Genomic DNA, 18,012 nt, shown 5'->3' with positions numbered 1-18,012 from the left:
GGTAGCCGACGGGCGCAGATGAGGGTGAGGGCCAGGCGAGCCAGCGCGGTAGTTGTCACCGGAGTGGAGGCGGCTCTTTGCGCTTGGGCAAGGAGGCGCTCTGATGAGCCAGGGGACTGCGCATGTCGAGGGCTCCTACCGGCCGAGCTCCGCCGGCGTGAGGCGGCTTGGGGACAGCGGAAGCCAGTGCGGTGGTCAGTCCGGTCGACAGGTCCGCGGCCCGGCCGACGACCAGGCGGAGGCGGTCGAAGTCGCCGCCGCGGGCCCGCACTGCGCGTCCGGCGATCACCGCCGTCACCCGGTCCCCCGGCATGTCCTCCATGGCCGGTAGGTCCTGCGGGTGGGCGTACAGCCGGCCAGTGTGGGACCAGCTGTCGACGGCCGCGACGAGCCGGTCGGCGAGGACCGGCAGCTGGCCGACCGCGTGCCCAACCGCCGCGGCTCCGTCCGCCGGCTCGTCCCGGTTGCGCCGCCCGGCGAGGTCGGCGTGCGCGTCGACCTGGTCGCGCAGCGCGCCGACGAGGTCCTGCGCGCACTGCACCACGCCCCGGTCCGCCGGCCGCCCGTCGTGGAAGACCGTGCTGGCGCGGCCGGCCAGCTGCCAGGCAAGGCCGGTGACCACCAGCGGTCCGGCGTCCTCCCCGGCCCGACCAGCGATGACGGATGCGTAGCGGCTGGTGATCTCCGCGGCGGCGACGGCGGCGCGGAAGTCGCGCAACGTCAGGTCGCCGGCCCGCCGGGCCCGGTCGAGTGCCGCGACGAGCGCCGCGGCGGCGTCCAGCGCGGTCCCCTGGGGTCCCCCGGGCGGCGGGAGGGGCAGCGGGATCAGGCGGTCGAGCACCGCGCTGCCGTCGCCGGTCGGCGGATGGGTCTGCGCGTCGCGTTCGACGTCGGCGGCCGACTGGCGGACGAAGGCCAGCTCCGGAGCCGCCGCCCGGGGCAGCATCCGGCGACCGAGCCGGGCGCAGTGGTCGGCCGCCGCGGCCAGCTCCACGGTGACCGCCCACCGGTGCGCGCGACCCATGACGGCCCGGTCCCGGCCGACGAGGTCGGCGGCGGCGCCGGCGAGGTCGGTGAGCGGGCCGCCGGTGCGCGGCCACAACCGGCCTGCTGTGGCACATGCTTGAGCGAGGTCGGTGGCGGTGCGCTGCCGCCGACTCGCCGCCGAGGTGAGCCCGTCGTCGGTCAGCCCGGTCAGCGCCCGGCCGAGATGGGCCAGCGCTCCGGTGACGTCCTCGATCGTCGCCATCGGCGACGGGGCGCTGCTGCGTGCGGTCAGGTCGTCGAGCAGCTGCTGCACCGAGACGGCCACCGCTCACCCCAGGCGTCGCAGGGCGCGGCGGGCGGCGCGGGCGGCGTCGAGGACCGGCGGATGGGCGAAGGTGTCCTCGTCGAGATCGGTGAGGGCGGCCATGGCCACGCGCAGGGTGATGCGGACGTCGCCGTCGATCAGCTCCGCCGGCGTCGGGCGGGCGCCGGCGGCCTCGAGCAGCTCGGCGGCATACAGGCAGTCCAGGGCGACCTCGGCGGGCACCTGCGCGCGGTCGGCGCCGACGGCGTCGAGCAGCTCGGCGGCGTGGCCGAGCGGATCGGCGCTCGGGGGCAGGGTCACGGCGGATCTCCTCCTCGGGTGGGGCGGGCACGGGTCGACGCTGCGCCGGCGGCTCCGGCCGGTGGGGCGTCGCGGCGAAGATGTGGGGAGCCGGTCGGGCTGTGGACGTCCGCCCGGTGGACTGCGGCGGCCCGGGCGCCGGCCACGCCGAGCACCGGCAGGGCGGCCGGGCAGTCGTCGAGCAGCCGCCAGTGCAGCTCGCGTGCCGGATGGCGGTGCGGCAGCGGCGCCGCGGCGGCGAGGACGGGCAGCCGGGCGGCGACGTCGTAGCCGGCGGCCGCGGCGCGGTCGAGCGCGGCGACCAGCGGCGGCCAGTCCGGGCCGGACACCAGGCGCGGGTCGATCCGCCCGGCGAGGACCGCCCAGGACCGGCCGGCCGGCTTCCGGTCACCGTCGTCGTCGGGCTCGCTCTCCCGGTCGCCGGCGATCTGCAGGATGCGGACCGCGACCGCGCGCCGCTCGGCCGGAGTGGTGGCGTCGCACCAGGCGGTCAGCAGACCGGGGGTGTGCCGGGTCATCCAGGCCCGGCTGACCCGGACGCCGGCGATCAGCGTCACCCAGTCCCCGCGACCCGGCCGGCGCCGGTCCCCGCCGCTCACGGGGTCACTCCTCGCAGGGGCCGGGCCGACGGGCTGGCCGGCTGACCGGCCGCCGGCGACCGGTGTCGCCGGCGAACAGGTCCCGGCGCGCCGCGGTGGCCTCCGCGCTGTCGTATGCGGCGGCCCACGAGCGGGCCGGCCAGTCCAGGTGCCGGCCGGGTGGGCAGCCGATGCCCAGCCGGTCGGCCATCCGGGCGTGGAAGGCGGGCAGGGCGTAGCGGTGCCACTCCTCCAGCGCGTGCGGGGTGGGAGCCTCGGCGGCGGTGACCCGCAGGCAGGCCAGCACCGCGAGCTCGGCGACCAGGTGCGGATGGGCCGGCCAGCACGGCGGGACGGCGGAGGTGGTCTGCCAGGCGTAGGTGGCGTTGAGCCAGCCGGCGACGGCGTCGAGCCACGGCCACAGCTGCGCGCGCAGGGACGGTGTGCAGCCGGCCGGGTCCCAGGGGCGGTCCAGCAGCGGCAGGCCGGCCGGCTCGAGGCCGGTGTCCTCGGCCTGGCGGAGATGCTCCAGGGCGGTGCGCACCGCCCGCGGCGGCGCCGGGAACGGGACGACCAGCTCGGTCACGCCGCCTCCTCCCCGCGAGGCGCGAGGTCGACGCGGGCGGCCGCCGCGGGCGCGTGCGGGAGGCGCTCCCCCGTCCCGGACGCGGCGGCGCGGGCGGCGGCGACCCGGGCGCGCGCGGCGGCCTGCACGGCCAGCAGCGCCCGCCCGCCGCGGCCGGTGAGGCAGCGGTCGAGGGCGGCGATCAGCGGCGGGGCGTGCTCGGCGACCACCAGCGCCTCACCGGGCGGCAGCCTGCGGATCTCCTCGGGCCGCAGCACCGGCACGTCCTCGCCGGAGGTGGAGCGGCCCCGTCCGCCGCGGCCGGACGTGTAGGCGGTGCGCCGCACCCGGGTGGTGCCGGTGAGGTCGGACAGCTCCCGGTTGAAGCCGCCGTCCTTGCCGCCGCCGAAGGCGACCACGACGTTGGTCAGCCCGAACAGCGCGCGGGCCTCGTCCTCGCCGTAGACGACCACCAGCTGCCGCCAGGTCTGCGCGGCATACAGGAAGCCGACGCCGAGGGCCCGGTCGTTGGCCATCCGGGTGCGCAGGGTGGGCAGCGGCGCGGTGGAGGGCAGCTCGTCCAGGCAGGCCAGCAGCGGCGGGCACAGCCGCCCGGCGGGCGCGGCGTCGGCCAGCGTCAGGGCGGTGTCGAGGACGTGCTCGGCGAGCGCGGTCAGCAGCGGCGCCGCCGAGGCGTAGGGGTCGTCGCGGCCGAGCAGGTAGACGGTGCCGCCGGCGGCGAGCAGCGCGGCGAGGTCGGTGGCCGGCCGCCCGGGCCCGGGGGTGCAGCGGCGGCGGAGGTCGGCCTGGAAGAACAGGCCCAGCGCCTGCTGCACGGTGGTGGCGGTGTTGCCGGCGGTGCGGTCGTCGCCGTGCAGGGCGCCGTGCAGCAGCCCGTCCCACAGCGGCGCGGCGTCCGGATGGCCACGCAGGATGTCGGCCGGCTGCGGACTGGCCTGCGGATGCGCGGCCCACACCAGGACGTCCTCGACGGTGCCGCCGCTGAGCGCGGCGGCGTGGAACCACGCCTGCAGCACCTTGGCCGCCTCGAAGGCGTAGAAGCGGGCCGCGCTGTCGGCGCGGCCGCCGCCGACCGCGCCGGTCACGGTGCCGCCGGCGAAGGCCTTGGCGCGGCGCTCGGCGACCAGCGGGTCGGCGCAGCCGGCCACCGGGTCCCACACCAGCTCCGGCAGGCCGGGCACGGCACCGAACGGATCGAGCACGGCCACCGGGCGGCCGCCGGCGGCGCGGGCATCGACGGTGAGCAACAGGTCCTCGGCCTTGGTCAGCGTGACCAGGGCCGCGCCGGGGGCGCCGAGCAGCGCGGGGGCGAGCAGGTCGAGGGTCTTGCCGGAACCCTGCGGGCCGTACACGCCGGTGGTCCGGTCGAAGGGCACCCACAGCTCCCCCGCCGCCGGCACCGCGCCGCGGCCCAGCCGCCACCCCACCGCCCGCGGCCCGGGCGCCCGCCGCCGCCCGGCCCGGCCGCGGGAGGCCGGGAACAGGTCGGGCCGGATCACCGCCGCGGCCCGCCGCAACCGGGCGCGGCCGAGCACCTCCGCGGCCTCGGCGCGACTCGCCAGACCCGTGGGGACACCCAGGACGCGTCGGCCCACCTGCACCGCTCCTCCGGAGGCGGCCAGGAACGCCACGGCCGCCGCGGCCACGGCGGCGTGGACGGCGCCGGGCGCGGGTACGGCCGCGGCCTGCGCGGCGGTCAGGCCGGCGGTGGCATCGCCGGTGAGCAGCCCGCCGACCGCGGCGGCCAGGGCGCGCGCCCCGGCCGGCCACACCCAGCCGCCGCCGGCCACCGCGGCGGCCACCCCGCGCGCGGCCGGCAGCAGCAGGGCGCCGGTAGTCAGCCAGGTCAGCGCGGCGGCGGCCGGGATCTCCCAGCCGGCCAGGCCGACGTCGGCGCGCGACCGCAGTCCGGCCGGGGCGGATCGGGATCCGGGGATGCGCACCGTGTCCTCCTCGAGGTGCCGGCGGTGGGTGGGGTGCAGGTCAGCCGGCGGTGGTCGCGGACAGGTCGACGCCGCGCGCGGCCAGCCAGGGCACCGGATCGACCGGGGCCCCGTCGACGCGCACCTCCAGGTGCAGGTGCACGCCGGTGCTGTTGCCGGTGGAGCCCTGGTAGCCGAGCAGCGTCCCGGCGCGCACCGGCTGCCCGGCGCGGACGGTGAAGGCCGACAGGTGGCCGTAGCGGGTGGTCACGCCGTCGCCGTGGTCGACCTCGACGAGGTTGCCGTAGCCGGCCACGTCCAGGCCGCCGTCGCGGTCGCAGTAGGCGCTGGTGCACGCCGCGGTGAGAACGGTGCCGTCGGCGGCGGCGTAGACCGGGGTGCCGCGGGGCGCGGCGAGGTCGACGCCGGCGTGCAGCGCGCCCCAGCGCATGCCGAAGCCGGAGGTGAGCGTCCCGGCGGTGGGCCGGATCCACGACCCCGCGGCCACCGCGAGGCCCGGGCAGATCCCGGCCACCGCGCCCGCGGGATCGGCGGCTCTGGCCTGCGCGGCCGGCCACAGCGCGCCGGTCAGCGCGCGGGCCAACGGCTCCCACCGGGCGTAGGCGCCGCCATAGGCCGACACCTGCACGGCCTGCGCGGCGCGGGTCAGCGGGATCGCCTGCCAGTCGGGCACCGCGACCAGCCGGCGGAAGAAGGCCCCGGCGGCGTAGACCGGGTCCATCAGCTGGGCGACGGTGCCCCAGCCGGCGGTCCAGCGCTGCTGAAAGGGATTGACGCTGTCGTGGTCGGAGCCGACCCCGTCGTGCGCGAAGGCCAGGCTGGTCGCGGTCACCGCCGCCTGCTCGGCGGTCAGCGCCGGGCTGCTGCCGTCGTTGGCCAGCATCCGCAGCCGCGACTCCTGCCAGGCGGTGGCCAGCGCCACGGTCACCGCGTGCGCCGGCAGCCCGCGGGCGGCAGCGACGTCGGCGATGGTCTGCGCGTGCGCCATCTGGACCGCGTCCAAGGCGATCCCGGCCACGGTGGTGCCGGTGCCGCCGATCGAGCAGGCCGCCGACGTCGATGCCTCCGGAGCAGCGATGACCGCTAGGGGGATCAGCAACAGGGTGAGCCCCGCGAGCACCGGGAAGGCAACGGGCGCAGCGGCCTTCCACAGCCAGGCCCGCGCCGCGCGCCGCGCCGCGCCGGTCACGCCGGGCCGCCGGTGAGCGCCTCGTTGGTGTAGGTCAGCCGCAGCTCGGGCGCGGTGAGCACGGTCTGCACCTGGAACGCCCGGTCGCCCACCAGCCACAGCGCCCGGCCCTTGCCGGCCACCGCCCAGCCGGTGACCACCCGCTGCGCGGTCGGGGTCAGCCCGAGCAGGGCGCCGAGCTCGTCGCCGACGGCCCGGTCCTGGCCGTGCAGCACCTTGATGTCGCACAGGTGCAGCAGGTCGCGGGCGATGGCGACCGCCTGCGAGCCGGCGTCGCCGGCGGTGAGCATGTCCGAGGGCTTGTGCGCCAGCAGGACCTGCACGTCGGCGTCGCGGCGGGACAGCCGCAGGTTGGCGTCCAGGCTCTTCATCGCCTCGACACCGAGGCGCATCTGCCGCCAGGTCTCGTCGCGGACGACGATCCGCAGGTCGCCGGGGTCGGCGATCTCCCGCATCGCCTGCCCCCAGGAGTTCAGGCAGGTCAGCGCGATGCCGACGGCGGCGTCGCCGAGTGGCTCGAGCCGGGACAGCGACAGCGACTGGATCGGGGCGCGCCAGTCGACGGCGACGGTGGTGTGGTCGTCGAATAACCCGGCCAGCGAGCCCTTGACCAGGGCGCCGAGCGCGTCGCGCAGCAGCCGGGTGGCGTCGAGGAAGTGCCGCCGGTCGGCGTACCGGCAGGCCTCGACCAGCTCGGGCGCGGGCTCGTCCAGCGCCCGCCACAGCCGCGGGATCGTCGGCTCCGTGAGCCGGGTGGCGGCGGTGCTGTGGCCGGTGAGCAGCCGCAGCGCCTCCCCGACCGCGGTCTCCTCCACCGGGCCGAACGGCACCGCCTGCGAACCCACCAGGCCGCGGAGCAGCACCAGCCAGCGGGCGAACACGACCGCCTCCCGGCGGCGGGCCTCGGCGGCGCCCAGGTGCTCCCAGCCGTGGCCGAGCGGGCCGAAGGCCAGCGGGTTGACCCGGGCCGGCAGGCCGGGCCCGATGGCGAACGGCTCAACGCCCAGCGCCCGGCACAGCGGCTCGTACTCGTCCTTGGTGTCGCCCAGGACCAGCGTGCGGTAGCCGTAGCCGAGCATCCGCAGCGCGAACGCCTTGACCGTGGCCGACTTGCCGCGGCCGGGCTTGCCGAACACGACGACGTTGGGATTGGTCACCGGGATCGCCTCGTCGGTGACCCAGCCGACCGGATCGCAGTAGAACGTCCCGCCCGAGAGCAGGTCGATGCCCATCTGCGCACCGGTCGGCGGCAGCCCGGGCGCGGCGATCAGCGGCCACACCACCGGCGTCTGCTCCGAGGTCATCCGCCACACCGCCAGCGGCGCCGGCGTCGCCGCCCGGCCCCGGCCGCGGCCCCGCGGGCCCCGCCGCGGCACGAGTTCGGCGAACGGCGCGCGGTCGCGCGCCGCCCGCGGCGCGGCGGGGACGGTGGGCAGGCGGTGGCCGAAGTCGTCGAGCAGCACCGCCACGCCCCGGCCCGCCCGGGCCGGACGGCGGATCACCGCCGCCCCCGGCGGTCGGGCAGCCCGATCCCCAGTGGGATCGCCGCGGCGGCGAAGCCGGCGTCCTGCGCCAGGTCCAGCCGCAGCGGCACGTACCCGGCGGCCCGGATGGACGCGTCCAGCCGCCGGCCGTGCTCGGCCACCGGCCAGGTCGCCGGCACGGTGACGCAGGCGGCCAGCGCCGGGCGCACCAGCGCCCGCCCGGCGGCCAGCTTCTCGTCGGCGACGCCGATCCGCGCGGTGTCCCGCCGCTGCCGGGCCCGGGTCCGGAACCCCATCCGGGCGCGCAACTCGTTGCCGGTGGTCGCGCTCATCGCCTCCCGCCCGACCAGCCGGGTGGCCCGCTGCAGCGGCAACGGCGCGAGGAACACCGTCAGGCAGCGCCGCTCCCCCGCCGTCGTGGGCACCAGCACCGGCGCCAGCGCGCCGAGCACCGCCCCGGAGTCGGGCAGCAGGACCGTGTCGGTGACCGACGCCCACGCGTCGTGCACGTAGTGCCGCACCTCCGCCCGCGCGCCGGTCGGGCCGGCCGCGGCCATCGGCACCCCGGTCGCCACCGGCCGGCCGGCGGCGGCGGCCAGGTCGGCGGCGATCAGCGGGCCGCGGTCACCGGGGGCGAAGCCGGTGCGCACCGCCGCGGCCAGCGCGGCGGAGTCCAGCCAGGTCACCGCGGTGCAGCCGACCGGCCCGCGCAGCGCGGCCTCCACCTCGGCCATCACCCCGTGCAGCACCCGGGCGCGGCCGTCGACCCCGCCGCCGGCCTCCCGCGCCGCCCGGCCGATCCGCGCCTCGCCGACGACGACGGTCACGAACGCCTCGGTCCGCACCGCGGCCGGGGTCAGCGCCGCGCCCAGCAGCGCGTTCACCCGCGCGGCCAGCGCCGGCGCGTCGGGGTGGGCGTGCGCGCGTTCCCAGGCGGCCCGCTCGGCGCCGTCGTCGGGCACGGTGCGCACCTGCAGGGCGAGGGTGTCGACCAGCTCGGTGCGGGCGGCCAGCTCGACCAGCTCGGCCAGCCCGGCGCCCATCCGGTCCCGCTGGTCCGGCTCGGCCAGCCCGAGGCCGGGATGGTCGATGCGGGCCACCGCCGCCCAGGTGCGCGCCGCCCGGTCCTGCACGAGTACCGGCCGGTCGACGCCGGGTCCGTACGGCGGCCCGTCGTGGGTGCGGACGGCGGCGAGCACCCCGGGCAGGTCTGCCGCCCCCGGGTCGTCGGCGGTGCCGGCGGCGGCCGTCGAGCCGAACACCGTCCAGCCCAGCGCCCCGCCGACCGCGTGCAGCGCCAGGTCGGTGAGCCAGCGGCCGGCCGCCCGGCCGCGGACGGGCACCAGCAGCACCGCGGCCAGCAGCGCCCACACCGGCAGCCACGCCAGGAACAGCCCCCAGGCCCGCGCGTTCAGCGCCAGCAGCGCCGGGATCCCGGCGCCGGTGACCAGCGCCAGCTGGGCGCCGGTCATGCCGAGGAACCAGCCGGAGACGTCGCGGGCGTAGTCGCCGTAGCGGACGGCGCTCACCGCGGACCGTCCTCATCGAAGCCGTCCTCGCCGGAGCCGTCGACGCCATCGAACCCGTCGACCCGGTCGGGTGCGGTGGAGTCGAGGGACTGAGCGGGCCAGGCGGCGGGCGAGGTCCCGGTCGGGCTCCCCGGCTCCGCCGGTGGCGGCCCGCCGTCGTCGGTACTGCGCCCGCGGCTGCGTGTACCGCCGGTCGTCCCGACGCGGCGGCCGTCGCCTCGCAGCGGTGCGCGGCCGGCCGGCGGCTGCCCGTACCAGGGCGCGGAGTGCCCCACGCCGGCGGCGGACAGCACGTCGGCGGCCGACGCCGCGACGCCGGCCGCCACCCGGCCCGCCTGGGCGCTGCCGGCGGTCAGTGCGCGCAGCGCGCCGGCGAACCGGCCGCTCGTGGCCGCGTTCGCGGTCGACTCGCCCTGCGCCCGGTCCCCGGCCGTGCGGGCCGCCGCCCCCGAGGCGGCCGCCCCACCGGCGGAGCCGGCGGCCGCGGCTGCCGCGGCCCCGCCGCCGACCTTCTGCAGCGCGCCCAGCAACCCGCCGGAGGCGGCCAGCGAGGAGCGCAGCGCCGCGCCGCTGGAGGTGCCGGGGTCGACGAAGGCCAGCAGCCGGAACAGCGCCAGCGGGCAGACCGCGCCGAGCAGGACCAGCAGGCAGCCGACCACCGCCGTGCCGGCCGCGGACGCGGTGCTCGTCTCCTCGGCGCCGGTCACCACGCCCTCGGTGATGGTGACCCCGACGCCGAGGACCAGCACGGCGACCGGGGAGACCAGCAGCGCGGCCAGGAACCAGCGCAGGCTGCGCCAGAACCAGGCACTCGAGGCCTGCGCCAGCAGGCCGCCGGCCGCGATCGCCGACGTCGCCGCCAGCACGAGCAGCGCCGCCTCGCGGACCAGCATCAGCAGCAGGTAGCCCACGCTCGCGGGCACCAGCAGGAATACCGAGCTGATCCCGAGGACGGTGGCGACGGTGCCGTCGACCGCGTCCCGGCCCACGTCGATCGACGGGTCGAACGCGGCCAGGGCGTCGATGTCCAGCAGGCTGCGCAGCAGGCCGGTGGTGAGCCCGGAGACGCCGGTGACCAGCAGCGCCGCCACCCCGACGTAGCCGGTCCAGACCAGGCCGAACTGCACCAGCCCGACCAGCAGCCGACCGAGGGTCTGCCCGTCCCGGCGCAGCGCGGCCGCGCCCAGCTGCACCAGACCGGTTCCCGCGGCGACGGCGGCGCCGATGCCGAAGGTCACCGGATAGATGCCGACCAGCGGGCCGTCCGCGGACAGGTCCGGCGTGGCCAGCGCGTCCACCACGGAGAAGGCCAGGCCCAGCAGCCACAGCCCGGCGTCCCACAGCGCCAACATCGCGGCGGTCCACACGTCGCCGACTACCGCGCCGGCCGCCTGCCCGGCCGCGCAGAACACGTCGGTCGGCAGGCACGGGAGGACCTCCTCCCCCGTGGCCGGGTCCGCGGGGAACGCCAGCGGCGGCGCGGCCGACGCCTGACCGGCGGTCGCCGCCGCGCCGGTCAGCGCGAGCAGCAGGCAGACGAGCACCCGGCGGGCGGGCACGGGGCGCCGTCGCGGCGCCGGCCTAGCCATGGCGCAGCTCCCGGTAACCGGCGGCGATCGCCGCCGCGGTGCCCGGCCAGATCGACGGCGCCGGCGCCGGCTCCGCCCCGGGGCCGATCACCCACCGCCCGCCGGCCCACACCATCCGCTGGCAGTCGGCGATCGCGACGCGCGCGGTCCGCGCCACGGTGACGGTGACCTCCAGGTCCACGCAGACCACCGCGAAGTCCGGGCCCACCGTGCCCTTGACCAGTCCCATCACCGGGCGGACCACGACGGCCAGCTCCGGCGATCCGGCGCCGGACAGGCCCGCCGCCGACAGCAGCCGGGCCATGCCGCGCGCGCCGCTCCACGTCTCCGCCGTGGGGCCGCCCGGCGCCGCCCACGCGGTGATGACGCGCCGCACGCCGTCCATCGAGCCGCTGCCCATGGCGGTCACGTCGAGGGCCGCCAGCTGCGCCAGCGCACCCTCCGGCGTGCGGGGGAAGCCGGTGGGCACGTCGGCCGCGCCGACGCCGGTGGCGCGCGGCAGCTCGAGGACGGCGGCGGCCCGCGTCGACACCGGGCCGGGCAGCGCGTCGTCCGGGTCGGCGCGCGGCATCGGCGCGGCCGCCAGCGCGTCCCGCCGGGACAGCGTCGAGAGAGGCGGGGCCGCTCCCCCGGCCGTCGGCGGGGTGGACGCCTCGTCGGTCAGGGCGGCGACGACTGCGAGGACGACCCCGGCCAGCACCGCCAGCGCGACCAGCGCGCTGAGCACGGCGACCGCCAGCAGCCGGGCCGGGCTCCACTCCGGAGAACGCTCCGGCCCCTGTTCCGGTCGGCGGCGCATCAGGTGCACCCGCTGCCGGTGATCGAGTCGAGGATCACCAGGATGACCGTGTAGGTGATGGCCACCAGCACGACCACCGCGACCCCCATGGCCCCGTACCGGGAGGCGTGCGGGTGGGAGAAGATACGCCCAGCGAGGATCGCGCCCAGCGACACCACCGCGCTGATGACGATCAGCGCCAGCACCCCCCACTTCACCCACGCCGTCACGTCGTCGGCGAACGCCTGCATGCCGGGAGGCGCCTGGGGGCAGACGGTGGCGGGCTCCTCCCCCGGCTCCTCGACGAGCGCCCACCACGCCAGCTCGGCCGTCCCGGGCATCCCGAGCACCACGGCCGAGACCACCCGGACGAGGACGGGCGCGGTGCCCCCGACGCGTGCGACCGCGGACCTCACAGCTGCTCCCCTCGAGGGGCGCCCCGCCGCCGATGCCGGGGAGCCGCGGGCGCGCGAAGCGCGAGCAGCGCCGCCAGCGCCCGCCCCGCGGACGCCACCGGCTTAGGCAGCCGGTCCCCGGTGGGGCCGGTGACCTCCAGCCGCCGGTCGAGCGGGACGCGTACGACCCGACCCCGGGACCGCAGGTCGGTCAGGCGCGGCCCGCAGCCGACCTCAACGATCCGCGGCCACCGGGCCGGCCCCACCGCGGCCACCACGGCCTCGCCGCCGAGCGCGGACACCGCGTGCTCGGCCTGCCGCACCGCCGGCACCGTCACCCGGGTGACGACCACGCACGCGGTGCGCGGCCCGGGCGTCCCGTCGGCGGTCTCGAGCAGCGCGGCGGCGAGGGGCCACCCCACGTCGACCACCGACACCCGCTCGGTGTCGTCCGCCGAGGGGAGCCGCGGCAGCTCCTCCCCGCCGGGGCGCCGAGCCAGACGGAAGACGTCGAGATGACCGCGCCGGCCCCGCCGCCACCCGGCACCGTCAACGCCCAGCTCGATGCTCGACGCCACCGCCAGCCCCGACCGCGTCGGCTCGGCGTACTCGACCACCTGCGCGGGCCGGTCGAGGGCCAGGCCTTCCGCGACCGCCAGCGCGACCGTCGACGCGCCGGCACCGGCATGGGTCGCGAGGACCAGCACAACGGGACCGCCGCTGTCGGCGTTGGCCCAGGGCAGGGGCACGCCATCCGAGCGAGACGTCCGAGGTTCACGCGGGGCACGCAGCGCGCCGTCATCGACGGAGGCGTCAGCTCTGCTCCGGCCGTCGAACGCGCCGGCGCGGATTGCGAGGACGGCCGCCTTCATCGCCTCGACCGTCAGGGGCCGTGGCTCCTGACGGCCGCGGGCACCGGCGGTCGCTGTCGCCGGGGACAGCGGAGAACCTGACGGGCCCGGGGTGGTCGCGTGGCCGAACGACGCTGCGTGGAAGTGCATGCCGCCGACCGTGTCGATGCGGCTCCGGTCATCCTCCAGTCATCTGGGGCCGGCCGATCTGCAGACCCTCGGCCCCTCCGGCGAACCTCGTGCGTCCCTGCCGGGCACGGCACTGACAGGCACCGGTCGATGCCGCTGAAGAACTACCGGAGGATGAGCGCTCCGGCCTCCGGATGGTGATTTAGATGTGCATCGCGGTGGCGTGTTGCAGGTCCAGCGGCGCGCCGGTCGCCAAATCGAGGACGGTGATGCTGGCCGCCACGTATCGCTGCCAGCCGATCGCCGAAGTCTGGGCGGTGAGCCGCTCGTGCTCGCTCCGCGTCACCACGCAGGCCTCCGCGCCCGCCAGGATGCGCGCGACGTCCGCGCCCGGCTCGAGCAGCCGTGCGACCAGGTACTTGCGTGGCTGGACGTGCTCGTGGGCTAGCTGCTTGGCCGCCGCCGCGGCCGGCAGAGTGCGCTGGATGGCCAGCGCCGCCGGCGTGCGATAGCGCAACCGGTACTTGCGGCTGACGCTGCCCCGCTCGGTGACGAACCAGATCGCCTCGTTGAGGAGGCGCTTGCGGTGCTCCGGATGGACGTCGGAACTGGTCAGGGCGAAGGTCGCCAGCGCTACAGCACTGCGGAGCCGAGCCGCCTCCTGTCCGTCGCTGAAGTCCTCTATCCCCTCCGTCGCCATGCGCCCGCCTCCGCTCGTCCAACAAGGAACGGCAGTCCGCCCCGTCACCGGATAGAACGGCACGGGCTCGAATCGGTCATGGGCGGGCACTAGCCTGCAGGCCGCCACGGGCCGCGCAGTGCCGTGGACCGCATCCACCCGCAGGAGGCCGACCATGCCCGACGACGTCACGGCGCGCGCCGTCATCCGCGGTTGGCTGGAGCGCCAGGGCCTGCTCGGCAGTGACCTGGCCGAGGCGGCCGCCGCCAGCCTGGAGCACGAGCTGCGCCTCTGGCTGCGCACCACGCCCTACGTTCCGCTGGCCGAGCGCTGGGCGATGGACGAGGGCCCCTTCGAGGTCGTGCGGCGCGCCGACCGTCGGGACATGACTACGCCGCCAGACGCAGAGGACGACCGCTGAATGGCCGCCGATCGCAGCGGACGCCTGCCGCTCAACATCAGCGACGCAGTGCCGCCGGCGCACTTGGAGCTGCCCGACGCCGACGAACGGGAGCTGTCCGCCATCCGCCTGGCCCAGGCGGTGATGGCCGCCCCCGACGTGCTGCCGGCACAGCGCGACGCCCTGCTGGCGCACGCCGTCGACCTGTTCCTCGCCAGCCGCTCGGGGCCTCTGGGGGTGCGCTTCCGGACGCCGGCGGTGATGGACCGCGCGACGCCGGTCCCCGTCCGGCTGCACCGCGTGCGGCCGCCGGAGGAGGTCATCGCCGAACTCCTCTCCGGCGGTCCCGCGCTCGCTCCCCTCCTCCTGCCGCAGGCCACGGCCTGCCTGGTCACCGACGCTGAGTACCGCCGCCTTGAGGCGGTCAGCCCACCGCCTACGCCCTGGCGGCGGGGCTGGGACCGCTACTCCGCGGCCGACCTGACGGTCGTCGACCTGCAGGACGGCGAGGAGTTCGACCCGGCCCTGCCGCCGGCCGACGGCGGCTGGGAGCGGGAGCAGCTACAGCACCTGGTGCGCGGCGGACCGACGCGCATCTGCCTGCTGCTGGCCTGCCGGCTGACCACCCCCAACACGACGGTCAGCTGGGCCGTGGAGGCGGCCGGCCGCGACGCCGAGGCGCCCACGGGCCGGTGGCTGGAGGCGCGGGCGGCAGCTCCCGAGCACTGGGCCGAGTCCGCGCGCGTCCGGCGGGCCGTGTCGGCGCTGACCTTCGCCGGCCGGGTTTTCCAGAGTCCGGCGCTGCAACGGGCGGGCGCACTGCTGGCAGCGCTGCCAGCGCCGAATCCGTCATCGGCGGAACGGGCCCGGGTGGCTGCCGACCTCGTGCGCTGCGGCGATCTCGAGGACCCCGGCCCGGGGGCCCGCGGTTGCCGGCCGCTGGCCGTCGAGCTGCTGCGGGGCATCGCCGCCGGCGATCCCCAGCAGCACCCCTGGGAGGGGATGCTGGAGCAGGCAGGAGAGGGCCGCTACGCCGCGGTGCTGCACGCCAGTCCGGGAGACATGCGGTCCAGCATGCGCACGGTCGCCCGCCTGTTCGACGACCCCGTCCTGGACGTGACGCTGACGCTGTTCGAAAAGCGCTACCGCCAGGCGCTGCCGGAGCCGCCGCCGGCTGCCGTCCTGCAGTGGCTGCGCGACCGCTGGTGATGAAGGCGGCAGGCGCATCCAGCTCGGCTCCCCGGGCGCCGGCGCCTCGCGGCGGGAGCCGTTGTTCCCACGGCCGTCAATTCGCTGCGTCATGGCTGCGGCGACGCTCGGGAGCATGGCCTCCGTCTGTCGCCATGGTGTCGGCGACGACGCATGATCATGCTCGCGAGCAGGACGAGCACGCGGGCTAGCGTGTTGGAGGGACCATGGTGGAGGCGACCCGGTCGGTGGCGCTGCGCGCCGAGCGCGACGGCGAGGACTCCCGGTACCTGACGGCCTATCTGGATACCAACGGCGACCTGCACATCTACGGGCAGGATTTCGGCCCGAAGACCGCGCCGGTCAGCAACGACGGTGAGTACGAGTGGGACAAGACCGTGGCCTGGGAGCACATCCCGGACCTGTTGGTCCTGCTGGGCGCGCCCGCCAACGCGGACATCCTCGACGAACTGGCCGCCCACTGGACGGCAACCGCGTCCTACGACTTCGAGCGCAAGCTGCGTGGAAGCGAAATCCCCGTCCGCTTCTGGAGCTGGCCCTAAGCGGGCGCCACGACCGGCAGCCGGTCCTCGTCCGATACAGCCGCCGCGGCGCCGGGGCCGCACAGGCGTCGACGTCGACGTCGACGAGCTAACCCATCTGCACTACGTGGCGAACCTCGTCCGGAGGACGGCTGCCCAGGACAGGAGCACGGGCGATTCGCCTCCGCCTGAGCGGGTGCCTGCAACGACCGAACCCGTTGGATCGCTGACGATGACCTCACCCCGGCCGGCCCCCACCGCACCGGGGCGACCTCGGTCCGGTGCCCACGCGCTCCCACAGCCAGCAGCTCGGGCGCCGAGCACTACGCCTCGTCGGGCATATCGGGGCGGCGCGGCCAGAAGACCTTAAGCACGCGGTGCTGGTCGGCGGAGAAGACGATGCGGACGTCGCCGCGGGTGAACTCCACCGTGTCGTCGATACGGACGGCTCCCAGGTTGTCGGGTCCCAGATTCGCGATGAACTGCCGCAGAGCGGCGTCCAACTCCGCTTCCGACAAGTGCCCCAGGTTCATCCTGATGGCGAAGCTCTTGAGGTCCCGGCGGTGGATCATGACCGACGCCGGATGACATGCGAGGGCCTGGTACTCGGCAGGCTCCTTGAGCTGGCGCCCACGACCGCCACTGGAGTTTTGGCGTCCACGTCCGCCACTGGAAGTTCCGCCGGGAAAGCGCGAGGGCACGCCGGCCTGGTGCTGCGCCCACGTCCGCTCACGGTGCACCGTGGCGTAGCCGGTGAGGACGTCCCCGTCGGCATCGAAGATGAGCCTGTAGCCGTTCCTGGCAAGGCCGATGTACTGCCCGAAGGACCGTACCTTCGCCGTTTCCGCGAAGTCCGCAATCATGGCCCGCAGCTCACGCTCGGCGGAGTCGATTTGTCCGCCATGGTGGTAGCGGTAGCTGTCGATGGCAGCCGTGGTGATACGCACCGCCACCGCGTCGAGAGGCATCGGCGCCGCGTCGCCAGCGTTCTGGGGCGGACGGTTCTGTCCGCTGGTGGGCCTGACCAGCGGCGGTGGGGGTGCCGCCGACGTACTCGCCCGGCGGAATCCGTCGCAGCCCGGCTGGCGGCACCAGCGGTCGGCATGGCGCGTGCGATTGGCACAGCGGCGGCCGGCGCGGCTGAAGCGCTCGCACGGCTGCGGCGCATGGACGTGGGCCGCGCTGCCCTCCGCTAGCACCACTTCGCCTCCTTCACCCGCGCCGTCGACCACCGAAAGCGCCCCGTCTGAAGCAGTCGGCACGCCGGCGGCAAAGTTGAGGAGAGCGCCGCATGTCGGCCCCCGCGGGCACGATCGCTGACGTGGGCACTGCTGGCCACACACCCGCACCGCGGGTCGTGAGCCGGAAGCCGGCGGTCCGAGCGCTGCGGCCTGCAGCCGCCGATCGGCGGACGCTGGGTGAACTCCACTCAAGCCGGACAGTGTGGTCGCCGATACGCCAGGCGGTTCGTTTCGCTCGGGGACGACCTCTGCACTTGGGCGGCTGCGTTGATCTGGTGGATCCTGGGAGTCTTGATCGTCTGGCTGGTCCTGCGCGCGGCCATGCGGGGAAGTCGCTCCACGCCGCCCCTGACGTCCTCGCTCGGTCCGTACGACGGCGCCGCTGAGCACCCCGGGCTGACCCTGCCGTCGGACACCTTGACGCTCGCCGTGATGGCGCGGCATCCCGGCGAGCGGATCCTGGCCCGGTATCCGGCGCGGATCGTGGCGCAGGATGGACGGCCGGTTCAGCTCGGCGAGCTCGGGCTGGGATCGAATCGAGTGCACTAGACGGCCTATGACTCATCCGGCTGTGGCATCGCAGGCGGATTCGCCTTCGCCCTGCCGGACACCGTGGCGATCCGCCTGAACGGTCGCTTGATCGACTTCTATGTGAACCAGAACCTCTGGGGAGAAGACGACCTCGGCACTCGCTTCAGCTTCACATTCGAAGCAGGCGCGACCGCGCCGGCGGCGTTCCTGGGGCTGTTCAGCCGCCAGTATCAGGCCACGACTCGGCGGACGTTTGTCAATCCCGACGACTCTGAATTCGCAACCCTGCCCGTCCTTGATTGGTCCGAGCAGATCAGCTTCGAGCGGTAGCTGAACCAGCCGCTCCGGCGCATCACTCGTCGCGCGCCTGTTGGTCAGGTCTCCTTGGCCGACAGGTGAGGGCAGCGCCTCACTCCCCACGTCGGGCAAGCCGTCGACGGCTGGCGGGGCCTCCAAGGCATTCGTGGTAAGGGTTCCGGCGGTCCGGACGCATGGTCGACCGCCGGCTTCCGTGGGCGGCCCATCGGCAGCTGTCACGCCGGTGCTGCGCCCGATCAGCCCGGCAGGCGCACCTGGCCAGGCTGTACCGACGTAACGTGCCGGCCGCAGCCCTCGGGGCGAGTGACACACAACCGAGCGGAGACCCCCCAGGCACCGCGAGCGAGTCGGTCACCCGATCGTGTCCATCGGCGCCCCGCGGGAGGAAGACCCTGGCCCTCCTCCCCCCATGCGCTTACTCTCCGTATCCGCCGACGCGGACCAGGCCCT

At 76.3% G+C, this 18,012-nt stretch carries 19 protein-coding genes; 5 read left to right on the top strand and 14 right to left on the bottom strand.

Features of this window, described 5'->3' with window-relative positions; genetic code table 11:
- Nucleotides 1-55: 55 nt before the first annotated feature.
- The 13 genes from ACI8AA_RS01240 to ACI8AA_RS01180 form a co-directional block, all read right to left on the bottom strand.
- The gene (locus ACI8AA_RS01240) at nucleotides 56-1,312 is read right to left on the bottom strand and encodes a hypothetical protein (RefSeq protein ID WP_457042695.1); all 1,257 of its coding nucleotides are present in this window, start codon (nucleotides 1,310-1,312) and stop codon (nucleotides 56-58) included.
- A gap of 3 nt (nucleotides 1,313-1,315) precedes the next feature.
- Nucleotides 1,316-1,612, bottom strand: coding sequence for a hypothetical protein (locus ACI8AA_RS01235; protein ID WP_457042694.1), 297 nt, complete (start codon nucleotides 1,610-1,612; stop codon nucleotides 1,316-1,318).
- Entirely contained in the window at nucleotides 1,609-2,211 is a 603-nt protein-coding gene (locus tag ACI8AA_RS01230) for a hypothetical protein (RefSeq protein WP_457042693.1), read from the bottom strand. Before ACI8AA_RS01230 ends, ACI8AA_RS01235 begins: the two co-directional genes overlap by 4 nt.
- 4 nt (nucleotides 2,212-2,215) lie before the next feature.
- Nucleotides 2,216-2,776: a hypothetical protein gene (locus ACI8AA_RS01225; protein ID WP_457042692.1), complete on the bottom strand. Its 561-nt coding sequence runs from the start codon at nucleotides 2,774-2,776 to the stop codon at nucleotides 2,216-2,218.
- On the bottom strand, nucleotides 2,773-4,719 hold the full coding sequence (locus ACI8AA_RS01220; RefSeq protein ID WP_457042691.1) for a type IV secretory system conjugative DNA transfer family protein: 1,947 nt from the start codon (nucleotides 4,717-4,719) through the stop codon (nucleotides 2,773-2,775). Before ACI8AA_RS01220 ends, ACI8AA_RS01225 begins: the two co-directional genes overlap by 4 nt.
- 40 nt (nucleotides 4,720-4,759) lie before the next feature.
- On the bottom strand, nucleotides 4,760-5,908 hold the full coding sequence (locus ACI8AA_RS01215; protein ID WP_457042690.1) for a M23 family metallopeptidase: 1,149 nt from the start codon (nucleotides 5,906-5,908) through the stop codon (nucleotides 4,760-4,762).
- Nucleotides 5,905-7,410: an ATP-binding protein gene (locus tag ACI8AA_RS01210; RefSeq protein WP_457042689.1), complete on the bottom strand. Its 1,506-nt coding sequence runs from the start codon at nucleotides 7,408-7,410 to the stop codon at nucleotides 5,905-5,907. The genes ACI8AA_RS01215 and ACI8AA_RS01210 overlap by 4 nt, the downstream gene beginning before the upstream one ends.
- Entirely contained in the window at nucleotides 7,407-8,921 is a 1,515-nt protein-coding gene (locus ACI8AA_RS01205; RefSeq protein ID WP_457042688.1) for an SCO6880 family protein, read from the bottom strand. Before ACI8AA_RS01205 ends, ACI8AA_RS01210 begins: the two co-directional genes overlap by 4 nt.
- Complete coding sequence (locus ACI8AA_RS01200) at nucleotides 8,918-10,510, bottom strand: hypothetical protein (RefSeq protein WP_457042687.1); 1,593 nt, start codon at nucleotides 10,508-10,510, stop codon at nucleotides 8,918-8,920. The genes ACI8AA_RS01205 and ACI8AA_RS01200 overlap by 4 nt, the downstream gene beginning before the upstream one ends.
- On the bottom strand, nucleotides 10,503-11,309 hold the full coding sequence (locus ACI8AA_RS01195; protein ID WP_457042686.1) for a hypothetical protein: 807 nt from the start codon (nucleotides 11,307-11,309) through the stop codon (nucleotides 10,503-10,505). The genes ACI8AA_RS01200 and ACI8AA_RS01195 overlap by 8 nt, the downstream gene beginning before the upstream one ends.
- A complete protein-coding gene (locus tag ACI8AA_RS01190) occupies nucleotides 11,309-11,704 on the bottom strand; it encodes a hypothetical protein (protein ID WP_457042685.1) in 396 nt (131 codons plus the stop codon). Before ACI8AA_RS01190 ends, ACI8AA_RS01195 begins: the two co-directional genes overlap by 1 nt.
- Nucleotides 11,701-12,432 carry a hypothetical protein gene (locus tag ACI8AA_RS01185; protein ID WP_457042684.1) on the bottom strand — a complete coding sequence of 244 codons (732 nt, stop codon included), beginning with the start codon at nucleotides 12,430-12,432 and terminating at the stop codon, nucleotides 11,701-11,703. The genes ACI8AA_RS01190 and ACI8AA_RS01185 overlap by 4 nt, the downstream gene beginning before the upstream one ends.
- 433 nt (nucleotides 12,433-12,865) lie before the next feature.
- Complete coding sequence (locus tag ACI8AA_RS01180; RefSeq protein WP_457042683.1) at nucleotides 12,866-13,363, bottom strand: hypothetical protein; 498 nt, start codon at nucleotides 13,361-13,363, stop codon at nucleotides 12,866-12,868.
- Between the two features lie 154 nt (nucleotides 13,364-13,517).
- Between ACI8AA_RS01180 and ACI8AA_RS01175 the strand changes: the two genes are divergently transcribed.
- From ACI8AA_RS01175 to ACI8AA_RS01165, 3 genes are all read left to right on the top strand, one after another.
- A complete protein-coding gene (locus tag ACI8AA_RS01175; protein ID WP_457042682.1) occupies nucleotides 13,518-13,763 on the top strand; it encodes a hypothetical protein in 246 nt (81 codons plus the stop codon).
- Nucleotides 13,764-14,951, top strand: coding sequence for a hypothetical protein (locus tag ACI8AA_RS01170; RefSeq protein WP_457042681.1), 1,188 nt, complete (start codon nucleotides 13,764-13,766; stop codon nucleotides 14,949-14,951).
- 206 nt (nucleotides 14,952-15,157) lie between these two features.
- Nucleotides 15,158-15,493: a hypothetical protein gene (locus tag ACI8AA_RS01165; protein WP_457042680.1), complete on the top strand. Its 336-nt coding sequence runs from the start codon at nucleotides 15,158-15,160 to the stop codon at nucleotides 15,491-15,493.
- 302 nt (nucleotides 15,494-15,795) lie between these two features.
- Here the strand turns inward: ACI8AA_RS01165 and ACI8AA_RS01160 are convergent, their stop codons facing one another.
- Nucleotides 15,796-16,704, bottom strand: coding sequence for a hypothetical protein (locus tag ACI8AA_RS01160; RefSeq protein WP_457042679.1), 909 nt, complete (start codon nucleotides 16,702-16,704; stop codon nucleotides 15,796-15,798).
- A gap of 300 nt (nucleotides 16,705-17,004) precedes the next feature.
- Between ACI8AA_RS01160 and ACI8AA_RS01155 the strand changes: the two genes are divergently transcribed.
- The gene (locus ACI8AA_RS01155; RefSeq protein WP_457042678.1) at nucleotides 17,005-17,262 is read left to right on the top strand and encodes a hypothetical protein; all 258 of its coding nucleotides are present in this window, start codon (nucleotides 17,005-17,007) and stop codon (nucleotides 17,260-17,262) included.
- Nucleotides 17,263-17,325: 63 nt separating this feature from the next.
- Nucleotides 17,326-17,574 carry a hypothetical protein gene (locus tag ACI8AA_RS01150; protein ID WP_457042677.1) on the top strand — a complete coding sequence of 83 codons (249 nt, stop codon included), beginning with the start codon at nucleotides 17,326-17,328 and terminating at the stop codon, nucleotides 17,572-17,574.
- The last annotated feature ends 438 nt before the right edge of the window (nucleotides 17,575-18,012 follow it).

This window comes from Geodermatophilus sp. SYSU D01180 (assembly GCF_054050415.1).
Note: the sequence above shows the minus strand (reverse complement) of the source record. Positions and strands in the feature narration are given on the sequence as shown.